The organism is Rosettibacter primus (assembly GCF_036860675.1).
GTDB classification, from domain to species: Bacteria; Bacteroidota; Ignavibacteria; order Ignavibacteriales; family Melioribacteraceae; genus Rosettibacter; species Rosettibacter primus.
In genome coordinates this window covers 17531-44010 of record NZ_JAYKGK010000002.1, presented here as the reverse complement: position 1 = coordinate 44010, position 26480 = coordinate 17531, and the positions used below count along the sequence as shown (strand labels likewise).

19 protein-coding genes are annotated in these 26480 nt (G+C 31.7%); all 19 read left to right on the top strand.

Features of this window, described 5'->3' with window-relative positions; genetic code table 11:
* On the top strand, nt 1-897 hold the full coding sequence (locus VJY32_RS03265) for a glycosyltransferase family 2 protein (protein ID WP_353676457.1): 897 nt from the start codon (nt 1-3) through the stop codon (nt 895-897).
* A gap of 51 nt (nt 898-948) precedes the next feature.
* A complete protein-coding gene (locus tag VJY32_RS03260) occupies nt 949-2064 on the top strand; it encodes a glycosyltransferase family 4 protein (RefSeq protein WP_353676456.1) in 1116 nt (371 codons plus the stop codon).
* Nucleotides 2065-2070: 6 nt separating this feature from the next.
* Nucleotides 2071-3204, top strand: coding sequence for a glycosyltransferase (locus VJY32_RS03255; RefSeq protein WP_353676455.1), 1134 nt, complete (start codon nt 2071-2073; stop codon nt 3202-3204).
* An 8-nt stretch (nt 3205-3212) separates the two neighbouring features.
* Complete coding sequence (gene lhgO, locus VJY32_RS03250) at nt 3213-4406, top strand: L-2-hydroxyglutarate oxidase (RefSeq protein WP_353676454.1); 1194 nt, start codon at nt 3213-3215, stop codon at nt 4404-4406.
* A 19-nt stretch (nt 4407-4425) separates the two neighbouring features.
* A complete protein-coding gene (locus VJY32_RS03245) occupies nt 4426-5823 on the top strand; it encodes a sugar transferase (RefSeq protein WP_353676453.1) in 1398 nt (465 codons plus the stop codon).
* A gap of 1 nt (nt 5824) precedes the next feature.
* Nucleotides 5825-6541 (top strand): polyprenol monophosphomannose synthase, encoded by a 717-nt coding sequence (locus VJY32_RS03240; protein ID WP_353676452.1) that lies wholly within the window; start codon nt 5825-5827, stop codon nt 6539-6541.
* 5 nt (nt 6542-6546) lie between these two features.
* Entirely contained in the window at nt 6547-8538 is a 1992-nt protein-coding gene (locus tag VJY32_RS03235; RefSeq protein ID WP_353676451.1) for a glycosyltransferase, read from the top strand.
* A gap of 3 nt (nt 8539-8541) precedes the next feature.
* The gene (locus tag VJY32_RS03230; protein ID WP_353676450.1) at nt 8542-9492 is read left to right on the top strand and encodes an acetyl-CoA carboxylase carboxyltransferase subunit alpha; all 951 of its coding nucleotides are present in this window, start codon (nt 8542-8544) and stop codon (nt 9490-9492) included.
* A gap of 211 nt (nt 9493-9703) precedes the next feature.
* Entirely contained in the window at nt 9704-10111 is a 408-nt protein-coding gene (locus tag VJY32_RS03225) for an acyl-CoA thioesterase (protein ID WP_353676449.1), read from the top strand.
* A gap of 119 nt (nt 10112-10230) precedes the next feature.
* A complete protein-coding gene (locus tag VJY32_RS03220) occupies nt 10231-11691 on the top strand; it encodes a lipopolysaccharide biosynthesis protein (protein ID WP_353676448.1) in 1461 nt (486 codons plus the stop codon).
* A 29-nt stretch (nt 11692-11720) separates the two neighbouring features.
* Nucleotides 11721-12020 (top strand): hypothetical protein, encoded by a 300-nt coding sequence (locus tag VJY32_RS03215; protein WP_353676447.1) that lies wholly within the window; start codon nt 11721-11723, stop codon nt 12018-12020.
* Entirely contained in the window at nt 11995-12450 is a 456-nt protein-coding gene (gene dut / locus VJY32_RS03210; RefSeq protein WP_353676446.1) for a dUTP diphosphatase, read from the top strand. Before VJY32_RS03215 ends, dut begins: the two co-directional genes overlap by 26 nt.
* Before the next feature lie 122 nt (nt 12451-12572).
* Nucleotides 12573-16025, top strand: coding sequence for a DNA polymerase III subunit alpha (dnaE, locus tag VJY32_RS03205; protein ID WP_353676445.1), 3453 nt, complete (start codon nt 12573-12575; stop codon nt 16023-16025).
* A 346-nt stretch (nt 16026-16371) separates the two neighbouring features.
* Nucleotides 16372-17205 (top strand): enoyl-ACP reductase FabI, encoded by an 834-nt coding sequence (locus VJY32_RS03200; protein ID WP_353676444.1) that lies wholly within the window; start codon nt 16372-16374, stop codon nt 17203-17205.
* A gap of 27 nt (nt 17206-17232) precedes the next feature.
* On the top strand, nt 17233-18378 hold the full coding sequence (locus VJY32_RS03195; RefSeq protein WP_353676443.1) for an acyl-CoA dehydrogenase family protein: 1146 nt from the start codon (nt 17233-17235) through the stop codon (nt 18376-18378).
* Between the two features lie 26 nt (nt 18379-18404).
* Nucleotides 18405-18725, top strand: a complete 321-nt coding sequence (gene trxA, locus VJY32_RS03190) for a thioredoxin (RefSeq protein ID WP_353676442.1) — start codon at nt 18405-18407, stop codon at nt 18723-18725.
* A gap of 351 nt (nt 18726-19076) precedes the next feature.
* On the top strand, nt 19077-22076 hold the full coding sequence (locus tag VJY32_RS03185; RefSeq protein ID WP_353676441.1) for a TonB-dependent receptor: 3000 nt from the start codon (nt 19077-19079) through the stop codon (nt 22074-22076).
* A 31-nt stretch (nt 22077-22107) separates the two neighbouring features.
* The gene (locus VJY32_RS03180; RefSeq protein ID WP_353676440.1) at nt 22108-25413 is read left to right on the top strand and encodes a T9SS type A sorting domain-containing protein; all 3306 of its coding nucleotides are present in this window, start codon (nt 22108-22110) and stop codon (nt 25411-25413) included.
* Between the two features lie 21 nt (nt 25414-25434).
* Nucleotides 25435-26457 (top strand): PorV/PorQ family protein, encoded by a 1023-nt coding sequence (locus VJY32_RS03175; protein WP_353676439.1) that lies wholly within the window; start codon nt 25435-25437, stop codon nt 26455-26457.
* The last annotated feature ends 23 nt before the right edge of the window (nt 26458-26480 follow it).

Below are 26480 nucleotides of genomic sequence, written 5' to 3'. Positions count from 1 at the left end.
ATGTTGCCAAAAGTTGCAATTATTGTTTTAAATTGGAATGGATTTAATGATACAAGTGAATGTTTAGAATCATTAAAATCAATTCATTATGGTAATTATGAAATAATTCTTGTAGATAATAATTCTCAAGGGAATGAGTATCAGATTTTAAAGGAAAAATACAATGGATTTGTTAGTTGGTTTATAAAAAATGATTATAATATAGGCTTTGCGGGGGGTAATAATTCTGGAATTAAAATAGCTTTAAAAAATAATTTTGATTACATTTTATTATTAAATAATGATACTGTGGTTGAACCTGATTTTCTTAATAGATTAATAGAATACGCTGAAAAAAATAAAAAAATTGGTATATTGACTCCCAAAATAATTTATCACTCAAATAGAAATTTAATATGGGCAGCAGGTGGATATATAAGTAAGATTAGAGCTTCTGGATTTTCGTATGGATTAAATAAAAGTGCAACGACAAATAATAAAGAACGATTTTGTTCTTTTGCAAGTGGTTGTTGCTTACTTATAAGAACCGAAGTATTTAATGAAATAGGATTATTAGACGATTCTTATTTCCTTTATTTAGAAGATACTGATTTTTGTTATAAAGTTAATAAAAGTGGATATAAAATTTTATATATCCCATCTAGTATTATTTATCATAAAGTAAGCTCATCTACTTCAAAAGAAAGTTCAATATTACCTTTATATTATTCGATTCGAAATCGATTGTATTTCGCAAGAAAAAATTTAGGATTTTATTATTATTTGGCTCTTATTTACGTCATTATTGCATCTTTAGTAAAAATTATATTTTCAAGAGAACAAAAAATCAAATTTAAGATTTTTGTTTCTGCTATTAAAGATTTTTTTAGTGGTAAAATTGGTTATAAGAAATTATAAATAAGCATTTGTTTTGTATATTTTTTATCCCAATAAATTTTAGAATTATTAATGAAAATTGGTATTGATGCTAGAGTACTAAATAAGGGGATTACCGGAACAGGAAGGTATTTATCTAATTTATTAAAAGAAATTCCTAAAATTGACAATAAAAACGAATATTTTTTATTCACTACAAAAGATTTAACCTTCGATAAAAATTTCTATAAAATCATAAAATATGAAAGTCATAGAGTACCTTTTAAGTTATATTCTCCATTATGGCTAAATTTCATAATACCAAATCTTCTTAATAAACTTGAAATCGATATATTTTTTTCTCCTAATATTTTATTGCCATTTACTAAAAATAGTAAAGTAAAGTATATTACAACTATTCATGATGTAATTCCTTTTATTTATAAAGAATTTTATTCATTTAGTTATAGAATGTACTTATCTATTTTATTACCGATTACACTTAAAATTGCTGATAAGATAATCACTGTTTCAGAGCATTCTAAAAATGATATCTCGCAAATTTTTAAATTAGATAAAGGTAAAATAGAAGTTATTTATAATAGTGCTTCAAAATTATTCAAACCAAGAATTATTAATGAATCTGAATTCCCGCATAATTTCTTTGAATTGAATTTACCTCCTAAATATTTATTATATGTTGGCGCAATAGAAAAGAGAAAAAATATCGGAACTATAATAAAAATAATAGATATACTTAGAGAGAAGGGAAGTAGTTTACAATTAGTTATAGTAGGTAAATACGATTATGGATATAAAGAATTTGTAAAAGAACTTGATGCAAAGAAGGAATACATTAAAGTATATCAAAAAGTAGAAGATGATATTTTGCCCTATGTTTATAATAAAGCTTTTGCATTTTTATTCCCATCTTATTATGAGGGATTTGGTATCCCGCCTTTAGAAGCAATGCAATCTGGCATTCCAGTTTTAACTTCTAATACTTCATCGCTTAGGGAAGTTGTTGGAGAGGGCGGAATTATGCACGCACCTGAAGATAGTTATGCTTTTGTAAATGATATTTTAAAATTAGAAAAAGATAATGATTTCTATAATATTATTAGAGATAAAGGTTTAGAACAATCAAAAAAATTTAATATTCATATTATAACTCAAAAATTGATTAATCTTTTTAATGAAATGAGTTAATAATAAATGAAAGTATTATTAGTTATTACAAAATCCGAAATCGGTGGTGCTCAGGTTTTTGTATTAAACCTTGCAAAGTCTCTTAAAAAATTGGGAGTTGATGTTCATGTTGCTGCTGGTGAAGGAAATTTTTTGTTTAATGAACTCACTAAGTATGATATCCCTCACTTTTATCTTAACTCTCTTAAGCGTGACATCAGTATATTCAATGCTTTATATTTCATTTTTGATTTGTACAAGCTATTAAAAAAAAATGATTTTGATATAATACATCTAAACAGCACAAACACTCTATTAGGCACTCTTTCAGCACACTTATTAAAAAAGAGACCTAAAATAATTTTTACATTTCATGGACTCTCTTTACTTGACAAAAATTATAAATCTAATCCAATCCTTAAGTTGTTGAGCAAATTTTATTTTAAATTGCTAATAAGATTAATTGACAAATCTATTTTTGTAAGTCAGTTAAATTATAATGAAGCTAAAAAATATAAATTAGTTGATGCTGGAGAAATTGTTTATAACGGTTTATGTGAAAGTGAATTGTCTTTTTTAGCTCGAGAAGATGCTATAAAATTTTTTTCAACAAAATGTAATTTTGATTTATCTAATTTTTTTTTAATTGGCTCAGCAGGCCGGCTTTCATATCCCAAAAATTATGAATTCCTTATTCTTAATTATATCAAAATTAAAAAAGCAATCCCCGAATCAAAAGTAATCATAATTGGTGATGGACCTAATTTTAATTTATACCAGAAAATGATTAAAAAATTAGGAATTGAGAACGATTTTTTTCTTGTTGGTGGAATTAAAAATTCTTATAAATATATAAAAGCTTTTGATGTTTTTACTTTGCCTTCTTGCTATGAAGGCTTATCAATTAGTTTAATTGAAGCAATATTTGCAGAAATTCCTATCTTAGCTTCGGATGTTGGTGGCAATAGAGAAATTGTTAATGATAATTATGATCAACTTTATCAGCTTGATAATATTGAAGAATATATTTCTAAGTTAATTAAAATAAAAAATAACAAATCACAGTATCAAAAATATAATGCTAATATGAAAAATAGATTTTCTTTGAAAGATATGGCAGATAAATATTACCGTGTTTATCAAAATATTTTAATAAAGTAGAAATTTCTATGTTTGACATAATTATAGTCGGTGCTGGAATTATTGGTTTAGCGACCTCCCTTAAAATTTTGGAAAAAAATCCAAATCTTAAATTGCTCATTCTTGAAAAGGAAAATGATATTTGTCAACATCAAACTGGGAATAACAGCGGAGTAATTCATTCGGGAATTTATTATAAACCGGGAAGTCTGAAAGCCCTTAACTGCATTCGCGGTTATAAAATGCTTATTGATTTTTGTAACAGAAATGAGGTTAATTATAAAATAACTGGAAAAATTATTGTTGCTACTTTAGAAGAGGAAATTCCAATTCTAAATAATATTTATGAAAGAGGTCTTCAAAATGGTCTTGATGGCTTAAAAAAACTAAATCTTAACCAGATGAAAGAAATTGAACCGTATGTAAATGGAATCGCAGGAATTTTTGTTCCCCAAACAGGGATAGTTGATTATTTTGAAGTATCTAAAAAGTATCTTGAATTAATATTAAAACATAATTGTGAAATAAAATTCAATCATACTGTAATTGATATTAAAATAAATACAGATTTTTGTGAAGTAATTACCGACAACGAATCATTTAATTCAAAAGTTGTTGTTACATGTGCAGGATTGCAATCAGATAGAATTGCTAAAATGACACATCCTGATCTTCCACTTAGAATAATTCCATTCCGTGGTGAATATTATAAATTAAAAAACGAAAAAACATATCTTGTTAATTCATTAATATATCCAGTGCCAAATCCTGAATTTCCTTTCCTCGGAGTTCATTTTACCAGAATGATTAACGATGATGTAGAAGCTGGTCCAAATGCAGTATTAGCACTGAAACGAGAAGGTTATTCCAAAACAAGTTTTAATCTTAGAGATGCTATTGATACTTTTACTTGGAAAGGTTTTTATAAAATTGTTCGAAAGAATTGGAAGATTGGTCTTTATGAATATTATCGTTCTTTTAGCAAAAAAGCTTTTGTTAATGCTTTACAAAAATTAATTCCTGAAATTCAAGAAGAAGATTTAATTGCTGGTGGTGCAGGAGTTCGTGCGCAGGCTTGCAGTAAAGATGGCGGTTTGCTTGATGATTTTTATATTGTTGAAGACAAAAGAGCAATTCATGTTTGTAATGCACCATCACCTGCGGCTACTGCCTCTTTATCTATTGGAGATTATATATCAGAAAAAGTAATGCAGCAGATTTAAAATTTATTATGAGGAACCATTGAGTAAAAAAGTTGAAAAGATATTTTTATTAACAACTGATTTTATAACCATCAATTTATCCTGGTTTCTTTTCTTTTATTTGAGGGTGAACACTGGCTGGTTTGAACTTATTTCTCAGCCTGATTTCTTTTTGCCAATGCTTGCTATTTATTTCTACTGGCTGATAATTTTTACGATTGTTGGAATGTATCGCACATGGTTTGCTCAATCCCGCTTTGATGAAATTTCTACTTTGTTCAAAACCTCTTTTGTAGGAATTTTTATTCTTCTATTTTTAATTCTTTATGATGATTACAAATCTGGCATAGCTACACCTTTTCGATTTTATATTTTTATTTATTGGTTAATCTTTTTTGTAATTGTAAGTATAGGAAGAATATTAGCTCGAAGCATTCAAAGAAATCTACTAATAGAAGGTGTTGGAAGAAGAAATGCTTTAATAATTGGATTTAATCCCAGAGCACATGAAATTTTTGATATGATTGAAAATCATAAAGCTCTTGGACTTGATGTTGTTGGATTTATCGCAGTCCTAAATGAAAATGTTGATAAAGATTATAAAGGCGTAAAAGTTTTAGATACAGTTGAAAATCTCGAATCAATAATAAAAAAATATAATGTAAGGAATGTTATAATTTCTGTAGAACGTCATCATGAAGATTTAATTCTTGATATAATTTCAAAGTGTAACGGAAATGAAGTCGAAATTAAAATTGTGCCCGACCTTTATGACATAATTAGTGGCCAGGTTAAAACATCACAGATTTATGGAATACCTTTAATTGATATTATGCCGGAGTTAATGCCTGAATGGGAAAAAAAGTTAAAGAGATTGATGGATATTGTTTTTTCATTGTTATTGTTGATTGTTACCTCACCAATAACTCTTTTAGCAGCAATTGCAATAAAACTTGAAAGCGAAGGTCCAGTTTTTTATAAACAAGAACGAATGGGAATGAATGGTAAAATTTTTAAGATAATTAAATTCAGAACAATGATTAATGATGCGGAGAAACATACCGGCCCGGTTTGGTCGACAAAAGATGACCCGCGCATTACAAAAGTTGGAAAATTTTTACGCAAAGTTCGTCTCGATGAAATTCCTCAGGCAATTAATATTTTGAAAGGTGATATGAGTTTTGTGGGACCACGTCCCGAACGACCATTTTTTGTTGAGAAACTTTCTAAGGAAATTCCACTTTATAAAAGAAGACTAAAAGTTCGTCCTGGTTTAACAGGCTGGGCTCAGGTAAAACACAAATACGATGAATCAATTGAGGATGTTAAAATAAAATTGCGTTACGATTTGTTTTATATAGAAAATATGAGTCTGAGATTAGATTTTAAAATTATTATTAGAACTATTTTTGTGGTCTTATTTGGAAAAGGACAATAAAATGAAAACACTTGTTATCATACCAACTTACAATGAACTTGATAATGTTCAGAAATTAATTCCTTATATCATCGAAAAATATCCCGAGCTGGATATTTTAATTGTGGACGATAATTCTCCTGATGGAACTGCAAATTATGTTGAAGAATTAAGTAAATCAGAACCTCGAGTTAAATTAATCAAACGTGAAAAAAAATTAGGATTGGGAACTGCTTATGTAGAAGGTTTCAAGTATATGTTAAGTAATGGTTACGATGCAGTAATTCAGATGGATGCGGATTATTCTCACGACCCAAAGGAGATAAAAAATTTTTTGAAGAAAATTAAAGATTACGATTTGGTTATCGGGAGCAGATATATTAATGGTGTTCGTGTTATAAACTGGCCAATAAGAAGATTGTTATTAAGTTATTTTGCAAATCTTTATACTCGAATAATTACTGGGGTGCCGATTAAAGATGCAACAGGCGGATTTAAATGTATTAAAAGAAATGTTCTTGAATCCATTAATCTTGATGAAATTCGTTCAAATGGTTATTCCTTTCAGATAGAAATGAATTTCTTGGCGTGGAAAAAAAAGTTTAAGATAATAGAAATTCCAATTGTATTTGTGGAAAGAGTTCAAGGTTCTTCAAAAATGTCTAAAAAAATTGTTCGAGAAGCTGTTTTTATGGTCTGGAAATTACGCCTTAAATCTCTTCTTGGATTAATAAAGTGATAAAAATGGTTGACCTATCAATCATAATTGTAAATTATAATGTAAAAGAATTTCTTTTGAATCTTCTTGATTCAATTCGAAGAGCAAGAAAAAATTTTTCTATTGAAATTATTGTTGTAGATAATGCTTCTGATGACGGCAGTGTAGATAAAATCAAAGAGAAATTTCCTGATGTAAAATTAATTGCCAATAACAAAAATATTGGTTTTGGTGCAGCAAATAATTTGGCAATGAAAGAAGCACAGGGAAAATACTTTCTCTTGCTAAATCCCGATACAATTGTTCGTGAAGATACTTTTGAAGTAATGATAAATTTTTTTGAAACACATCCTGATTGTGGAATTGCTGGCTGCAAAGTTCTAAATCCTGATGGTTCACTTCAGCTTGCATGCAGACGAGGATTTCCAGGTCCCTGGACATCATTCACAAAAGTAATGGGTTTGAGTAAATTGTTCCCTAAGAGTCGTCTATTTGCAAAATATAATTTAACTTATCTCGATGAAAATCAAACTTATGAAGTTGATGCTGTAAGCGGTGCTTTTATGATGATGAGAAAAGATGTTTATGAAAAGATTGGCGGATTTGACCCGCAGTTTTTTATGTATGGTGAAGACCTCGATTTATGTTATAGAGCTCAAAAGGCTAACTTCAAAGTCTATTATGTTCATTCAACAGAAATTATTCATTACAAAGGAGAAAGTACAAAACGCAGCAGCATCGACGAAACAAAATTATTTTATGATGCAATGCATCTTTTTGTAAAAAAACATTTTTCTTCTTCTTTTATTGTTGAATCGATTTTACAGTTAGCTATTCTTTTCAGAAAATTAATTGCTTTTGCAAATGTTTATAAACTTGCACTAATAAGTATTTTATGTGACTTTATTTTTCTTAGTGCATCTGTTTATTTTGCAGAAAAAATTTACTCAAATGAACATTGGCGTGGTTTTCCAGATTATGTTATTCCATGGATTTATTTCGCCCCAGCATTAATGCAGGTGATAATTTCAAGTTTTGGCGGTGCTTATAATAAAAATTCAATATCTGTTCTAAAAAGTTTAATAACACTTTTTTATGGATTTATAATTTTATCCGCAGTTACATATTTTCTCAAGCAATTTGCTTTTAGCCGTGCAGTAGTTTTAATAACATACATTTTAGCAGTTATAACATTTTCACTCTGGAGGATTATTTTTAAGGTTGTGTTTAAACTGGGTTTAGTAAGTGATTCTAAAAAAGCACGTACATTAATTGTAGGAAGTGAAATAAAAGCGAAGGAACTTGCTGAAAGATTAAAATCAAATATTACTTCGCTGTATCAAGTTGTTGGATTTATTGGATTCAACAAAAAAAATATTGGTAATCAAATTAGCAGTTATAAAGTACTCGGTTCTTTAGATAATATGAGAAAAATTATTATAGACCAAAAAATTGAGAAGGTTATTTTTTCATCAGAAGAAATTTCTTTTGATCAGGTTTTTGCTGTTGTATCAGAATGTCAAGGATTAAATGTAGATTTTTTGGTTGCTGGGAAAGAATTAAATTATCTTGTGGGTAAATCATCAGTAACGATGCTCGATAATATTCCATTGCTTAAAATTCAATATAACATTTCTTCATTCGGTCATAGAATAACAAAACAAATATTTGATTTCTTTTTGAGTTTAATCTTAATTTTGTTTTTGGTTTATCCTTTCATATATTTATTTCAAAAATTAACATTAAAGAGGAATGATTTTATTCAATTTATTCTTGGAATTCCAGAAGTATTGATTGGAGAGAAAAGTTTTGTTGGTCCAAGAGATTCTTCATATTATGGTGAACTTTATGTTGGTAAAAAAGGCTTAACTGGTTTATGGTATGTAGAAAACATATCATTAAATGATAATGAAGAGATAAAGAGCCTTGATCTTTTCTATGCTAAAAATCAAAATATCTGGCTCGATTTAGAAATACTTGGAAGAACAATTTCAAAAATGTTTTTTAGGACGGAGTAAAAAATGGCAAAAAATACTCTTGATTTTGAAAAGCCAATAATTGAATTGGAAAACAAAATTGAAGAGATGCGTAAATATGAAGGGCATCTCGATATATCAAATGAAATAAAAACACTTGAGGAGAAAGTAATTCAACTCAAAAAAAATATTTACGAAAATTTAACACGCTGGCAAAGAGTTCAGCTGGCACGCCATCCCGAAAGACCTTATACTCTCGATTATATTTATATGATGACCGAAAATTTTGTAGAACTTCATGGCGACCGTCTTTTTAAGGACGACCATGCAATCGTAGGTGGTTTTGCCAAACTTGATGAATATAAAGTAATGATTTTAGGTCATCAAAAAGGGAGAGATACAAAATCAAATCTATTCCGAAACTTTGGAATGCCAAACCCAGAAGGTTATCGGAAAGCATTGAGATTAATGAAACTTGCTGAAAAATTTAATAAACCTGTAATAACAATGCTCGATACACCTGGTGCATATCCTGGTTTGGAAGCAGAACAGCGAGGTCAAGCAGAAGCAATTGCAAGAAATCTTCTTGAGATGAGCAGACTCAAAGTTCCAATCATTGTAGTAATTATTGGTGAAGGTGCAAGCGGTGGTGCACTCGGTATTGGCGTTGGCGATAGAATATTAATGCTTGAAAATACCTGGTATTCAGTTATTAGTCCCGAATCCTGCTCAAGTATTTTATGGCGAAGCTGGGACTATAAAGAACAGGCAGCCGAAGCTCTTAAACTTACTGCAAATGATTTGCTTCAACAGGGTATCATCGATAGAATTGTTCCTGAACCTTTAGGAGGCGCTCATAAAGACCATCAAGCAATGGCTAATACTTTGAAGTCAATTCTTAAAGAAGAATTAGCTGCACTTGTTAAAATTAAACCTGAAAAGCTTGTTCAAAATCGTCTCGAAAAATTTGCAAAGATGGGAGTTTATATTGAGTAATTAGGAATTAGGAATTAGGAATTAAGAATTAAGAATTGAATATAGAATATCGAATGAAGAATATCGAATATTAAGCGTTGAAAATTGAGAATTGAATATTGAGCATTTAACATTGAGCACTGCAACATAAAAATTGTGACAAGAGCTTTGAAAGTTGATAATTAAAAATCTGAAATTAGCATAAACTTTTATTTCTTTATTCACATAAAACATGTTGACTCATACTACTGAAATCAGGGTGCGTTATGCAGATACTGACAAAATGCAGTTTGTATACAACGGCAAATACCTCGAATATTTTGAAGTTGGAAGAACAGAACTTTTAAGATCTACAGGTTTATCTTATGCAGAGCTTGAAAAAAATGGTTATCAACTTCCTTTGATTGAAGCAAATGTAAAGTACAAAAATCCTGCTTACTATGATGATATTCTTGAAATTGAAGCAAGTGTTAAAGAATTATATTCTCCTAAGGTTCATATTGAATATGTAATAAGAAGAAAAGAAACGAAAGAATTAATAGCCGAAGGATTTACAACTCATATTTTTATTAAGACAGATACAAAAAAAGCAGTTCGTCCACCCCAAATTTATGTTGAAGCTTTAAAGCAATATTTTTAATTCAATCCTCAATTAATTCATTTTTTATCTTACTTTTTGTAACTTACTTTCAGCACTGCATACTCATCTTTCTTCGATTTTTTGTAATTTGTTTTTGTTATTTCAGTCATAATTGCAGAATGTTTGAAAAAATAAAAGAACTTACAAAAGACACTGTCATTTACGGAATAAGCACAATTATAGGAAGATTTCTGAATTTTCTTCTTGTTCCATTTTATACAAATGTTTTTACTCCTGCCGAAGTTGGTATCTATTCCAACATATATGCTTACATAGCTTTTCTAAATATAATTTTTATTTATGGAATGGATGCTGCTTTTATGAAGTACAGCTCAACTGCTCCTGATAATAAAAAGAAAGAAGCTTATTCTACTGCATTTTTATGTGTCGCAATTTCATCAATAGTTTTTTCTGCAATTTTGTTTTTATTTAGAAATCCAATTGTAAGTTTAATCGAAATTCCACAAAATTATTTTTATTTGTACTACTACCTAATTCTAATCATTTTCACTGATACATTGGCTATTGTTCCTTATGCAAATTTAAGACTGCAAAGAAAAGCAATAAGATTTACGATGATTCGTCTTAGCAATATTTTATTGAACATTCTTCTTAATATCATTCTTGTCTTAAAATATAAAATGGGAATTGAAGCAATATTAATTGCCAATCTTTCAGCTTCTGTGTTTTCTTTGATTTTGCTTTCGAGGGATATAATTAAAAATCTTGTGTTAAGGATTCAAAAAGAATTTTTAAGACCGATGTTAAAATTTGCAATTCCATATTTGCCTGCAAGTATTGCTGCTACAATTGTTCAGGTAATTGATAGACCGATTGTTCTTGCTTTAACAAATGAAGAAACACTTGGAATTTATCAGGCGAATTATAAACTTGGAATATTCATGATGTTGATTGTTCAAATGTTCCAATTTGCCTGGCAGCCTTTTCTTTTAAATACTGCAAAAGAAAAAAATGCGAAGGATATTTTTTCAAAAGTGCTTACTCTTTTCTTGATTGCTTCATCAATTGTATGGTTAATTCTATCTTTATTTATCGAAGATATTGCAAAAATAAAATTCTATGGGGATGTGAGTTTAATTGGTTATAAATTCTGGGGTGGACTTTCTATTGTTCCAATAATTTTATTGGCTTATTTATTTAATGGGATGTATGTTAATTTTCAAGCAGGATTATATATAGAGGAAAAAACTAAATATTTTCCGATAGTTACTGGCTCTGGCGCTTTAGTAAATGTTGCAGTAAATATTTTATTAATACCGGTTTTTGGAATAATGGGAGCTGCACTTGCAACTCTTGCAAGTTATTTGGTAATGGCAATTACTTTATTTTTATTTTCACAAAAATTTTATGAAATAAATTATGAATATGAAAAAATTTTAAAAATATTATTGCTCGTTTTTGTAACTTGCGTTGCCTATTATTTCATTTATTATAAAGGCTACTTAAATATCCCCATAAAAATTTTAATAATGATTTTTTTCTTTGTCATGTTAATCCTGCTAAAAGTTATAAACAAAGAATCAATTTTTAAATTAAACAAAATGATTTTTCAAAGATGAAAAGCGAGATTAACCCAAAGGATATTATAATGCTTTTAAAAGAATATGATAGGATTAAAAAAGTTCTGAACGAAAAGTACTATTTGGCATCAATAATTTTTGTTACTATTGCTTTAGTTCTTATCATCTCATTTTTTATATCTGTAGATTCTAAATTAGGAATATTGGCTAAAATTTTTTTGCCTTTGTTGTTTTTGTTTCTGATATGGGAAATTTTTTTATTAATGAAATATTACATGGATAAAAAATTATTTGTTATAATTTCATCGTTATTGAATAAAGACGAAGATGGAGAAGGAATAAGTGGAGAAAATTCAAATAAAGATTAAAAGAATTTCAGAAAATTTTTTAGATATTCCATTACCAGAATATGCCACAGAAGGAAGCAGCGGTTTGGATTTAAGAGCTGCTGTTGAAGATAAAATAATCATTCCTAAAGGTAAATTTGTTTTAGTTCCAACAAATATTAAAGTAGAAATTCCTGAAGGATTTGAAATTCAGGTTCGACCAAGAAGTGGTTTGGCAGCACGACATGGAATTGGATTACTAAATTCCCCGGGAACAATTGATTCAGATTATCGAGGTGAAATTAAAGTTATTCTTTTCAACTTTGGAGAAGAAGATTTTGTTATAAATCGTGGTGATAGAATTGCTCAGATGGTTCTTTCAAAAGTTTACAAAATAGAATTTATTGAGACTGATGATTTAAATAATAGCCACCGAGGGGAGGGTGGTTTTGGGCATACTGGATTAAGTTAAAATTAGAACACAGATGACGCAGATTAGACAGATGACCACAGAAAAAAATCTGTGAGAATCATGTCTTATCAGTGTCATCAGTGTGCAATTTCATATTAAAGTTAAAAGAAATAGGTGCATAGATGTCGGATTTCATACATTTACACAATCATTCACATTACAGCTTACAGGATGCTGCGTGCACAGTTGAAGATTTAGTGTTAGCTGCTAAAAGAAATGATATGCATGCAGTAGCACTTACAGACCATGGAGTAATGTTTGGTGTTCTTCAATTTTATAAAAAAGCAAAAGCAGAAGGAATTAAACCAATTATTGGAATGGAAGCTTATGTTGATTTTGAAAAAAGCAGATTTGAAAAAGTAACTGATTCAGAAAATGGGAAAAGAAAATCTAAACATTACAGTCATCTTCTGCTTCTTGCAAAAAATGAAATCGGTTATAAAAATTTAATGAAGATATCTACAATCGGCCATACAGAAGGCTTTTATTACAAGCCCAGAATTGATATGGAAGTATTGAATAAATATCATGAAGGATTAATCTGCACTTCTGCATGTCCTGCAGGTCCAATCTCAACACAATTAATAAATGATAATTGGGAAAAAGCAAAAGAAATTGCAATCAAACTGAAAGAATTATTCGGTGATGATTTTTATCTCGAAATTCAAGACCATGGAATGGAGGTCGAAAAACCAATTTTAGCTGGAATGCCTAAACTTGCAAGAGAACTGAACATAAAACTTGTAGCCACAAATGATATTCACTACATTGATAAAGACCATTCAATTGCACATAACATTTTATTGCTACTAGGTGATAAAACAGGGAATGCTGATTATCGAGATTTGAGATATGGAACTGACCAGATTTATTTTAAAAGTGCAGAAGAAATGAAAAAAATTTTCAAGAATTATAAAGGAGCAATTGAAAATACACTTGAGATTGAGCAAAAAATAAATTTAACACTCGATTTCAAAACTCATCATTTCCCTGTTTTTCCAATTGATAATGGAAAATCCCCCGAAGAATATTTGACACAATTAGTCTACGAAAGGCTAAATAAAAGATTCAAAAAAATTACAAGTGAAATTCAAGACCGCATTAAATATGAATTAAATGTAATTATTGAAATGGGTTATGCAGGATATTTCCTGATTGTGCAAGATTTCATTAATGCATCAAAGCAAAGAGGAATACCAGTAGGACCGGGCAGAGGAAGTGCAGCAGGAAGTTTGGTCGCTTATGTTTTGGGAATAACAAATGTTAATCCACTTGAATATGATTTATTGTTTGAAAGATTTTTAAATCCAGCAAGAAAATCAATGCCTGATATTGATGTTGATTTTGCTGATGATAAAAGAGAAGAAGTTATTAATTATGTGAAAGAAAAATATGGAGAAAATTCTGTTGCACAAATCATTACATTTAATAGACTTTCATCGCGGCAGGTAATACGTGATGTTGCACGAGTTCTAAAAATTCCAATCCCACAGGTTGATAACATTACAAAATGGATTCCCACAAAATTTGGAAGAGTATATACAATTGACCAGGCATTAGATGAAGTGCCTGAACTCCAATGGATTAAGAAATCAGATGATCCTATAATTAAGGAGTTGATAAAATATGCAAGAATACTCGAGGGCATGAATCGCAATGCATCCAAACATGCTGCTGGAGTTGTTATTACTCCGGGAGATGTAAGTGATTTTGTTCCTCTTGCAATTTATGGTGAACAGGGAGAAACTGCAACTGTTACTCAGTTCAATATGAAAGACCTTGAAGATTCCGGAATATTAAAAATGGATTTTCTCGGTCTTGATACTCTTTCAATTATTCGGGATACAATTGAACTTGTCAAAGAAAATCGAGGAGAAACAATTGATATTGAAAATATTCCTGTAGATGACCCAAAAACTTATGAACTTTTTGCTAAAGGTCAAACAACTGCTGTATTCCAGTTTGAATCTGCTCCAATGCGTGAATATTTGAAAAAGCTTAAGCCTACAAGCATTAAAGATCTTGCTGCAATGAATGCACTCTATCGTCCAGGGCCAATGGAGTTTATTGATGATTTTATTGCTCGTAAACATGGAAGAAAAGAAATAACTTACTTGCATCCAGTTCTTGAACCTATCTTAAAAGAAACTTATGGAATTATTGTTTATCAAGAACAGGTAATTCAGATTGCAAATAAAGTTGCAGGAATGTCTCTTGCTGAAGCTGATTTGCTAAGAAGAGCAATGGGAAAGAAAGACCTCAAAGCAATGCAGGAACAAAGAGAAAAATTTATTAAAGGAGCAGAACAAAATAATATTGACGCAAAAATTGCCGGTGAAATTTTTGATGCTATCGATAAATTTGCTAACTATGGTTTTAATAAAAGTCATGCTGTTGCATACAGTATTCTAGCATATCAAACTGCTTATCTTAAAGCTCATTATCTTGAAGAATTTTTAGCTGCTAATCTTTCAAATAAATTTGATAATACTGATAAGGTTACAATTTTACTTGAAGAATGCAGAAAACTTGGAGTTAAAGTTCAGCCGCCTGATATTAATCATCCAACTGTAAAATTTCAGGTTAAGGATAAGAAAATAATTTTTGGTATGGCAGCAATTAAAAATGTTGGAATACAAGCAGTAGAAGAAATTCAAAGAGCTCATGATGCTCTGGGAAGAGATTTTAAAAGTATTTATGATTTCTGTGCAAATATTGATACAAGAATTGTTAATAAGCGGGCACTTGAAGGTCTTGTGCTTGCAGGTGCACTTGATTCATGTGGCGGAACAAGGGCTCAAAATTTTGCTGCTATTGAAGAAGCTCTTGAATTTGGAAGTAAAATTAAAACAGCAAAAGAATCTCATGCCGATAGCCTTTTTGCTACAAACACAGAAGAGTTTCATTATGAAGAACCTACACTTCCTGATGTTAGACCATGGGATTCTCGTGAAAGACTTGCTAAAGAAAGAGAAGTTCTTGGATTTTATTTGAGTGGCCATCCTTTAAGAAAATATGAAATTGAATATAACTCATTTGCCACTGTTCATCTTGGAGATTCAGAAACATTCAACTTTAATGATACTGTTCGTGCTTGTGGTGTTGTAACGGATGTAACTCATAAAATGGATAAGAACGGAAATAAAATGGCTTTCTTTAAACTTGATGATTTTTCAGGTTCATGTGACTGCTTGATGTTTTCAAAAACATTTAAGGATTTTGGTGAGCTTATATTCCCTGAATCTACAATTATGGTAAAAGGAAAACTTGAAAGCAGTGGAGATACTGTTAAACTTCATGTCGATGAAGCTTATCCATTAAGTGATGTTAAAAATAAATTTACAAAACGACTTGGAATCATTCTGGATACTTCATTTCATTCTCCAGAAATAATTGATAATATTCAACAATTAATGATGCAGTTTGAAGGAAGTATTCCCGTTCTTTTATGTGTGAAAGAAAATGGTACAACTAGAGAATTTACTCTTGAATACAAAGTGAAATTGGATGATGAATTTATTGAAAAAATGAAAGATTTAATCGGCGATGAAAATATAATTTATTTCATAAATTAAATTATTTTTTTCATATAACTAAAAATGAATATGAAAAATTGAGCTATTGTTATCGATTAGAAGCAACTTAGTTATTAAATTTTTTTAGGTTACATTCAGTTTATAAAATCATCTAATAGGAAGCAATCTTTTAAATAAGGAATTAGAAAAACTTTATTTTAGAATTAACAAAAAATATTTTTTGAAAGAAACATGCTCGAAAATAAAATTGAATTTCTTTCAAAAACATATCAAACTACTTTCATTTATTTCATTAAATAAAATTAATTTTAATAAAAACATAAGCGTTTGATTTGTTTTTTCTATTTCTTAAGTTTGCAAACACTTAAAAAATAAGGAAGAATCAATGGAAAAAAAATGGGCATTAATATTAGGTGCATCAAGTGGTTTTGGTGGAGCTTCTGCAGTAGAGCTCTCAAAACATGGATATAATATATTTGGAGTTCACCTTGACCGTCAGGCAACAATGCCACAAGTTCAACAAATTATTAAAAAGATAGAAAAAAATGGTCAGCAGGCTGTATATTTTAATATAAATGCAGCAGACCAAATTAAAATAAATGATACACTCGACGAAATTAAAGAAAGATTTGCTGCTTCAAAAGAACATTCAAAAGTTAATGTATTAATTCATTCACTTGCATTTGGAACACTAAAACCATTTATATCAAAAAATCCAGATGAATGTGTAACACCTGCCCAAATGACTATGACACTTGAAGTAATGGCACATTCTTTAGTTTATTGGACTCAGGGATTAGTATTTAGAGATTTATTAGCACAAGGGGGAAGAATTTTTGCACTTACAAGTGCAGGTTCTCATACAGTAATCCCGAATTATGGTGCAGTATCGGCTGCTAAAGCTGCACTCGAAGCTCATATTCGTCAATTAGCTGTAGAACTTGGTTCAATGAGAGTAACCTGCAATGCAATTATGGCTGGTGTAACTGATACTCCCGCAGGAAGAAAAATTCCAATGTTTGATAAAATGCTTAATGCAGCAAAATTCAAAAACCCTCAAGGAAGATTAACCACACCAGAGGATATTGCTAAAGCTATAGTAGCTTTGTGTGACGAAAAATGTGATTGGATTTCTGGCAATGTGATTGGAGTAGATGGAGGAGAATACATTGTAAATTTCATTGGTGAAAAAGCTCATCTTGCTTTCAAAGCAGATTGACAATCCAAACAAATAAGGTATAAATAAATGAACGAGTTCACCTTTACAGAAGAACAAAAAATGCTTCGCGAAACCGTGCGAGATTTCGTGAACAATGAAATTAAACCAATTGCATCAAAAATCGATGAAGAAGAAAAAATTCCAGATGACTTAATTAAAAAATTAGCAGAACTTGGATTTCTTGGTGTATCATTCCCGGAGGAATATGGCGGAGGAGGATTTGGCGAGGTTGGTTATTGTATTATGCAGGAAGAAATTGCAAGAGGCTGTATGTCAACCGCAACTTTCATAGGTGCTCATCAATCCATTGGAGCTAATGCAATTTATATTGGCGGTAATGAAGAACAAAAGAAAAAATTTCTTACACCTCTTGCAAAAGGAGAAAAAATTGGCGCATTTTGTTTGACAGAAGCTCAAGCAGGTTCTGATTCATTTAATGTAAAAACACGAGCAGAACTGGACGGTGATGAATGGGTTCTTAATGGTGAAAAACTTTGGATTACAAATGGTGGAATTGCTGATATTGTGACTGTATTTGCAAGAACTTCAAAAGGAATTAGTGCATTTATTGTGGAAACTAATTCTCCTGGTTTTCATGCTGGACAGCCAGAAAAGAAAATGGGAATTAGAGGCAGCACAACTAATCCAATTACATTCGATAATCTAAGAATACCTAAAGAAAATTTATTGGGAAAAGAAGGGCGTGGATTTTTACTTGCTATGAAAACACTTGATGCAGGAAGATTGGGCTTAGGTGCTGCATGTCTTGGTGCTGCTAAAGAACTTTTAGAACTTTCCACTCGTTATGCAAAACAAAGAAAACAATTTGATCAGACAATTTCTAATTTTCAGGCAGTACAATTCATGCTTGCAGAAATGGCAATGATGATTTATAACATGGAATCAATTGTTTATAGGACAGCTGTGGATTATGATTTAGGAAAAGATATTTCATATCAATCTGCAATTGTGAAATTATATTGTTCTGAATCCCTGGATAAAATAGCAGATTATGCAGTTCAAATTCATGGAGGTATGGGCTATTCACGTGAATTACCTATTGAAAGATTTTATCGAGATTCCCGTATTAATAGAATTTTTGAAGGTACAAATGAAATTCAGAAAGGTATAATTGCAAGAGAAGTAATTAAGAAAAATGGAGTTTTATTTTAAATCTTATAAAGGAGAAAAATTATATCATGAAGCCATTTATATTTACAGACAGCAATTTCGACCAGGAAGCACTTCAATCAAATATTCCTGTTATTGTTGATTTCTGGGCTGCATGGTGTGGTCCTTGCAGAATGATTGCCCCTATAATTGAAGAACTTTCAGAAGAATACGAAGGAAAAATTAAAGTTGGAAAACTTGACGTAGATGAAAATCAAAATACTGCTATTAGATATGGTGTAAGAAGTATTCCTACAGTTCTATTTATTAAAGATGGAAAAGTAATAGATCAGATTATTGGAGCTGTTCCTAAAAGTGTATTTATTGAAAAGATTAAGAATATTTTATAATTAAGTTAAAACATGTTTAATAAAAGAGAAAAAATAATTTTTTTATTTTTTATACTTGACAAAGCCAATAAGTGGTATTATTTTTTTGTCGAAAAACAAAAGATTTAGAATTATACTGTTTATTAGAAAATAATAAATAATATCAAAGATTCAGTGGCATAAAATGGGCAATAGTTTTTTGAGGAACAGAACTTATATGGAAAAAAGTTTAGAATTAATTCAACACAATAGTTCTAATATAACTAATTACAATATCTCACAAAGATAGGAGGTAATTATTGTTTTTTATTTACAATTTTAATCCTTTCAATAACCCTTTCTTAATTAAAATAACAAGTTAAGGAGTAAAGTATGCATCGAAGAATTTTTTACTTTTTGCTATTGCTTGCTCTTTTTCCTGCGTTGATTTCTGCAGGAACAAAGGGTAGAATTAAAGGGAAGGTTGTCGATTTGCAAACCGGTGAACCGCTAATTGGTGCTAATATAATTGTACTTGGTACAACAACTGGTGCGGCATCGGATGCAAACGGAGAATATGTCCTTCAAAACCTTGACCCGGGTGTTTATTCGGTTCGTGCTTCTTACCTGGGATATCAATCAATAACTATTTCTAATGTGAGAGTTAATGCTGACTTAACAACCTCACTTGATTTCCAGCTACCAAGCGAAGAAATTCAAGTAGGCACAGTTGAAATTGTAGCACAAAAACCTCTCATTCAAAAAGACAATACAAATGCAGTCAGAATTACAACTAGTGAAGACATACAGGCATTACCTGTTCGTGGAGTAAATAATATTGTTAGTTTAACTGCTGGTGTTGTTTTACAAAATGGTAACATCTTTATTCGTGGCGGTAGATTTGACGAAGTAGGTTACTACCTCGAAGGTGTTCCAATTAAAAATCCAATTACAGGAAATAGAGGTGTAACAATTTCTCAGGATGCTCTCGAAGAAATACAAGTTCAAGCTGGTGGTTATACTGCAGAATTTGGAGGTGCAAATGCAGGTATTATCCGTCAATCATTTAAATCCGGCGGAACTCAACTAAAAGCAAGTTATGAATATATTACTGATAACATTACATTCAAGAGTAAAGATAATGCTTTTGATGGAAAGAAACGTCTTGGTGCATACTGGTGGGGTTATAATGAACAAAGTGCTGTATTAAGTGGCCCTTTGTTCGATAACAGAGTAAAATTCTTTGCAAATGTAAATTATGTTTACAACAGAGATCCTAATCCACAACCCAATCCAGGTATAAACTTAGGCATACTCACAGATGATATTACACATGATACAATAAATTTTGTATATCCAGCAGGTCCACAAAAAGGTTCTCAAGAACATTACATTACATATACAGGAACACTTAATTTTGATTTAAAACCTGTACTTGTTAGACTCTCAGGAACCTATACAACATACAATGGAGAAGTTATATCTGGAGCTCCAGTTGTAAACATTCTACAAACACGCAGAGGTGTAAACGAGCAAACAAATGGTGCTCTGAATCTAAAGATTACTCATGTTCTAAGCGGTTCAATGTTTTATGAATTATCTGCTGGCTATTTCTTTGCAAACAGCGAAACTTATACTCCAGGACTTGGTTCTAACTACTGGTTATATGGAGATAGCGTAGCCAATGCAGAAGTTGGTTGGACAATTCCAAGAACTGCAGCTGATATAGCAAATGGCGTTGTTGGTAGATATGTAAGTCCAACACAAGCAAGTATAATGGGATTCACATTTAATAGAGATGGTTCTATTCCAACAGGTTATGGTAAAAATGATAGAAAAGGACTAACACTTAGTGGTTCTCTTTCTTTCTTACTTGGAAAGAATCATTCATTTAAGATTGGTGGTGAATATCAACAATATATATTAAGAAACTGGGGCTTACGTTCTCAAGTAAGCTTGGCTGCCTCTTTGCATAACTGGCTTGTTGCTCATCCTACCGCTACAGAAGATGATATTAATGCAGCAAAGAGACAATTTATTTTAACACGAGGTGTTAATAATTATGGCTATGATGTTTTTGGTAATGAAACCGACGAAGGATTCTTTGATGCACCTCATAAACCAGTTTTTGCTGCCGCATACATTCAAGATAAAATTGAATATGAAGACCTTGTTATTAATGCAGGTTTGAGATTTGATTATATTGATATTGATAATCTTACATTTGTTGACCCAACCAAACCTGACCTTGCAATTAACCCTCAAACTGGCGAACTGTACGAAGCTGGCTGGAAGAAAGTACCTACATTTAGTGCTATCAGTCCTCGTTTAGGATTTTCATTCCCTGTTACTGATAAAACAGTATTCCATGCACAGTTTGGTAAATTCGTGCAGCAACCTGCATTAAATACAGCATATTTAGGTTATTATGAATTAGCATGGGAAATTAAAGGTGGTTACTTTATTTCAAGACCTGCTGGTTCTGATATCAGACCTACAAGAACTACTCAATATGAATTAGGATTTACTCAGCAATTAACTGATTTTATGTCCATAGATATTACGGGTTATTATAAGGATATAAAAGATCAGGTACAATTCGTAAATCAACCAGTTGTAAGAACCTCAGCATTCCAAAATTATAACATATTAGCAAATGGCGATTATGCTACTACTAAAGGTGTTGAAATTACACTTAATATGAGAAGATACCAAAGATTAGCTGTTAATGCTTCGTTATCATTCCAGGATGCAAGAGGAACCGGTTCGAATCCATATTCAAATAGTGGTGTTGTTGGAGCTCCTCTTGATGGTGTAACTATATTCGTTCCAAAATATATTAGTCCGCTTCAGTTCAACCAGGCATTGAGAGGAAATGTTAATATTGATTATAGATTTGGTCCAAACGATGGTCCAGCAATATTACATGATTTTGGTGTATCAATGCTTGCAATGTTTAATAGCGGACATCCATATACAAGAGGTTTTGGTGCTTTGAATGCTGAAACAGATGCAAGATTTAGACAACCACTCGAAGCATTAAATGCATCTACTACTCCTGCAGAATTTCAGGTTGATTTACGTATAGATAAAACATTCAGACTTTTTGATAGATTATCGATGAATGTATATTTATATGTAATCAACTTATTCGACAGAAAGAATGTTCGAAATGTATTCCTAAGAACAGGGTCAGCTGACGATGATGGTGTAATTTATAATCCAGAATTATCACAACAATTAATATCAACATACGGCGAACAGTATATTAATCTTTATAAAGCAATTAATATTGATTATCAACAAGGATATGGTGGTGTTCCTGGGGCTGCTACTAATTTGTTATATGGACCACCTCGTCAGATTCGACTTGGTATTAGATTGGAATACTAATAAAGTTTTGAAAAAATAACAGGAGTAAAAAATGAAAATAAAGTTATTCAGATATCTAAGTTTAGCGCTTATTCTTATAGCGTTTACAACAATGGCTCTTGCTAAAGGCGGTGGAAATAAATCCACCAGACTAAATAAGAGTCTTGGTGAGCCGGTTTATACCAAAATTAATATTAATAATATTTCTACATGGATTAAAAATGATGGTGAAACTGACATAAATCAAAATGGAAATTCAGGTTTTGTTTTCCCAAAAGGTAGTAACAAAGCTGCAGTGTTCCAGTCAGGATTTCTTTGGGGTGGTAAAGTTGATGGTCAGTTCAGAGTTGGAGGTTCAACTTATCGACAAGGTACTGTACCAGGAAGAATTTTGCCAAATGGTCAGCCAGCAAATCCACAGGATCCAGATGTTAGAATTTATAGAGTGAGAAGAGATTATAAAGATGGTGATTTAAGTGCTGAATTGGCTGATGGAGATGGACCAACAATTGAAGCTATCCGTGCTCAATATGAAAAAGATTGGAATGAATGGCCAGCAGATCAAGGAGCTCCTTTTGAAGATGTAAATGGTAATGGTAAATATGAACCCGCTATAGATATACCAGGTGTTCCTGGTGCTGACCAGACAGTTTGGTTTGTTTGCAATGATTTAGACCCAGCTCAAACTGACTATATGTATGGCTCACTCCCAATGGGTATTGAAGAACAAGTTACTGTTTGGGCTTATAAATCTACTGGTGCTTTAGGTAATATGATATTTAGAAAATTTATTTTAATAAATAAAAATCCTGACCAAAAACCATTTACTGAAATGTATGTCTCAATGTGGAGTGACCCAGATGTTGGCGATGCTGGAGATGATTTCGCAGGTTGCGATACTGTTTTGAGCCTTGGTTACTGCTATAATGCTAATGCTTCTGATGCAGTCTATAATCCATTACCACCGCCAGCTGTAGGATTCGATTTCTTCCAAGGACCTATAGTGCCAGGCGATGCTCATGATAAAGCAATTTTTAAAGGTAAATACGTTGAAGGTAAGAAAAATTTACCTATGACTGCATTCTATTTCTTTATTAATGGGGACCCTGTATACAGTGATCCAGACCTTGGTCTTTATGAAACCGGAACACTTCAATGGTATAATTTATTCAGAGGAAGAATTTCTACAAGCGGCGACCCATTTGTTGACCCAACAACAGGACAACCCACAAAATTTACTTTGGCTGGTGATCCTATTACAGGTACAGGCTGGCTAGATGGTATGCTTCATCCACCAGGAGACCGTCGTATAGGTTCAGTATCTGGTCCATTTGAAATGGCTTATGGCGATACTCAGGAGGTTGTAGTAGCAGAAATTGCTGCAGGGGCAATACCAGGCGTTGATAGATTAGGTGCAGTCCAATTACTTAAATTTTATGACTTACAAGCTCAATTAGCTTATGATAACTTCTTTAATGTTCCAAAAGCTCCGCCTGCTCCAGTAGTATCAGTTGCGGAATTGGATAAAGAGGTTATACTATCTTGGGGCAGTGACCCTGCAAAAGTTAATGCTACTGAATCATATTCCCAAGGTGGTTTTGAATTTGAGGGTTATTGTGTATATCAGTTACCTTCAAGAACTGCACAAGCTAGTGAGGCAAAATTAATAGCAACCTATGATAAAGTTAATGGTGTACTTAAAATAAATGACCTTGAATTTGATGCTTCTTCTGGTGTAGTTCAAAGTAAAGTAGTAAAGTTTGGTACCGATTCAGGAATTAAACGTTATATAAGCATTAAAACAGATGCATTCAAAGGTGGCTTACCACTTAATAATGGTAGCAAATATTATTTTGCTGTAACTTCTTATGCATATAATCCAGATCCCAATGCTGTCCCAAAAGTTCTTGAAAATCCACTTGAAGTTATTGAAGTTACACCACAAACACCAAAACCAGGAGTAAGATACGAAGCTTCATTAGGTAAAGAAATTGTAGCTACACATAAATCAGGTTTCAGTGATGGTAAAGTTACAGCATATGTTGTTGATCCGACAAAGGTAACAGGCCATAAATACGAAGTTAGTTTTGCTGCTGATGGCTGGATTTTGAAAGATTTAACAACATCAACTACTTTACTAACCAAGCAAACCAATCAAAATGCTGATGAATTATCGCCAATGGTTGATGGTATGCTTATTAAAGTTGCAGGTGCACCAAATGATTTCAAAGATTTCCTTGTAACAGCTAATGCTAATGGTCCGCTTAATCCACCAGAATACGGTGCTTTTGCATTTAATAATAGTGGTTTCCCGCATCCAACTACAGGCGATAGACCAACTGCGAGACAACAAGTACGCGGCGGAATGTGGGGAATTCACACAGGGAATATTGATGATCATAGTTTTGACTATGAGTTTTTCAAAAATAGAGTAACACAAAATGGTGCTCGTTGGCCAAGAATAATTCCAAATGATTTTGAAATTAGATTCAAACCAGGTAAAGCATTCTTATATCCTGGAAGTGATTACGGTGGTCATGGAAAATTAGTTGATGTCCCATTCCAACTCTGGAATATTGGTACAAAAGCTGATGCAAGTGATGATATTCGTTATTTCCCTTATATACTTGATGAAAATGAAAATGGAGTTTTTGATTTATCTGGTATTGACCATCCAATTTCTGGCGCTGATAATGATCCCGAGACAGACTGGATCTACTGGGTAATTCCAAAAGATATGACTCCTGGAGAAAGTGGTTATAATGCAATTGTAAATAAAATCCAGACAGAAGGCGAAGATAATCATCAATATTTAGATGCGACAATAATGAGTGGTGATGCTATTCGTCGTATGGTATTTGTCAATTGGAATGGTGGTAGTGTTTCAGCTGCAAATTGGCCAAATAATGTTAATAGCCCAATGCCAGAAGAAGGGACAGTATTTAAGATTATCACAACGAAACCAAATCAACCTGGTTCAGATGTATTTGAATTTACAGCTCCTTCAGTTATTGTAAGTAATGATCTTGCTAAGGAAGATGTTGAACAAATCAATGTTTTCCCAAATCCTTATTATGGTGTTAATCCTCAAGAAATAAATAAATATCAACGATTTGTTACTTTTACTCACTTGCCTCAAAAAGCAACAATCAGGATATTTAACTTAGCAGGTCAGCTTGTAAGAACAATAAGAAAAGATTCTCCTGAACAATTCCAGAGATGGGACCTCAATAATGAAAGCAGCTTGCCAGTTGCAAGCGGTATTTACATTGTTCATGTTGATATGCCAGATTTGGGAAAAACTAAGATTCTTAAAGTAGCTATCATCCAAGAACAACAAGTTCTTGATAGATTCTAAAAAATTGAAGGAGACTGAAAAATGAAAAAAATAAATTTAATTGCATTAACACTATTACTTACCGTAAGCAGTCTATTTGCAGGTGGTGGCAGTCGTAATGGCACTGCAGGTGCAACCGAATTGTTGGTGCCAGTAGGCGCTCGCGGTATTTCAATGGCTGGTGCTACTCTTGTTGGAGCTACCGGTGTCGAAGCTTTGTATTGGAATCCTGCTAACCTTGTTCGTGGCGAATTCAATACAAATGTTCTCTTTTCACATATGAATTACATTGCAGATATTAGCGTTGATTATGGTGCAGTATCTACTAACATCGAAGGATTTGGTGCTTTAGGTTTTACTATAAAATCAATCGGTATTGGTGATATTCCAGTTACAACTGTTGTTAATCCTGATGGTACAGGTCAGACTTTTAGACCATCGTTTATTACTGTTGGAATGACTTATTCCAGAATGTTAAGTGATAGAATTTCTGTCGGTGTAACTGCAAATATTATCTCTGAAAGAATTGAACTTGTATCTTCAACCGGTATCGCATTTAATATGGGTATAGCATATAAGAATCTTGCTAATGTTGATGGATTAAGCTTTGCAGTTGTATTGAAAAACATTGGACCTCAAATGAAATATGACGGCAGCGGTCTTAATGTAAAAGCAATTTCAACTGACTTAGCAAGACCAACTCAATATTATAAGATTGATGCTGCCTCATTTGAATTACCTTCAACACTTGAACTTGGACTGGGTTACAACTTCCAGTTCAGTGAATCAAATGCATTGATGATTAATGGTGTATTCCAGAACAGCAATTTCTATGGCGATGAATACAGATTTGGTGCTGAATATGGATACAACAATACCTTCTTCATTCGCGGCGGTTATATGTTTATGCCAGAACTTGATAGCGACAGCAATGTATTCGGTCTGACAGCAGGTTTTGGTATAAATTATAACTTAGGTGGAGTAGGTGTAAAATTGGATTATGCATATCGTCAAGCTAAATTTTTCGATGCAAATCATGTATTTACTATTTCTTTAGGTTTATAATTATTCTAACCAAGACTTAAGAA

Bases quoted from the DNA above. Each gene is read 5' to 3' on its own strand.
- VJY32_RS03255 (WP_353676455.1), top strand. From the start codon at position 2,071: ATGAAAGTATTATTAGTTATTACAAAATCCGAAATCGGTGGTGCTCAG.
- VJY32_RS03225 (WP_353676449.1), top strand. From the start codon at position 9,704: ATGTTGACTCATACTACTGAAATCAGGGTGCGTTATGCAGATACTGAC.
- VJY32_RS03215 (WP_353676447.1), top strand. From the start codon at position 11,721: ATGCTTTTAAAAGAATATGATAGGATTAAAAAAGTTCTGAACGAAAAG.
- VJY32_RS03235 (WP_353676451.1), top strand. From the start codon at position 6,547: ATGGTTGACCTATCAATCATAATTGTAAATTATAATGTAAAAGAATTT.
- dnaE (WP_353676445.1), top strand. From the start codon at position 12,573: ATGTCGGATTTCATACATTTACACAATCATTCACATTACAGCTTACAG.
- VJY32_RS03195 (WP_353676443.1), top strand. From the start codon at position 17,233: ATGAACGAGTTCACCTTTACAGAAGAACAAAAAATGCTTCGCGAAACC.
- trxA (WP_353676442.1), top strand. From the start codon at position 18,405: ATGAAGCCATTTATATTTACAGACAGCAATTTCGACCAGGAAGCACTT.
- VJY32_RS03185 (WP_353676441.1), top strand. From the start codon at position 19,077: ATGCATCGAAGAATTTTTTACTTTTTGCTATTGCTTGCTCTTTTTCCT.
- lhgO (WP_353676454.1), top strand. From the start codon at position 3,213: ATGTTTGACATAATTATAGTCGGTGCTGGAATTATTGGTTTAGCGACC.
- VJY32_RS03265 (WP_353676457.1), top strand. From the start codon at position 1: ATGTTGCCAAAAGTTGCAATTATTGTTTTAAATTGGAATGGATTTAAT.
- VJY32_RS03175 (WP_353676439.1), top strand. From the start codon at position 25,435: ATGAAAAAAATAAATTTAATTGCATTAACACTATTACTTACCGTAAGC.
- VJY32_RS03260 (WP_353676456.1), top strand. From the start codon at position 949: ATGAAAATTGGTATTGATGCTAGAGTACTAAATAAGGGGATTACCGGA.
- VJY32_RS03200 (WP_353676444.1), top strand. From the start codon at position 16,372: ATGGAAAAAAAATGGGCATTAATATTAGGTGCATCAAGTGGTTTTGGT.
- VJY32_RS03240 (WP_353676452.1), top strand. From the start codon at position 5,825: ATGAAAACACTTGTTATCATACCAACTTACAATGAACTTGATAATGTT.
- VJY32_RS03220 (WP_353676448.1), top strand. From the start codon at position 10,231: ATGTTTGAAAAAATAAAAGAACTTACAAAAGACACTGTCATTTACGGA.
- VJY32_RS03180 (WP_353676440.1), top strand. From the start codon at position 22,108: ATGAAAATAAAGTTATTCAGATATCTAAGTTTAGCGCTTATTCTTATA.
- VJY32_RS03230 (WP_353676450.1), top strand. From the start codon at position 8,542: ATGGCAAAAAATACTCTTGATTTTGAAAAGCCAATAATTGAATTGGAA.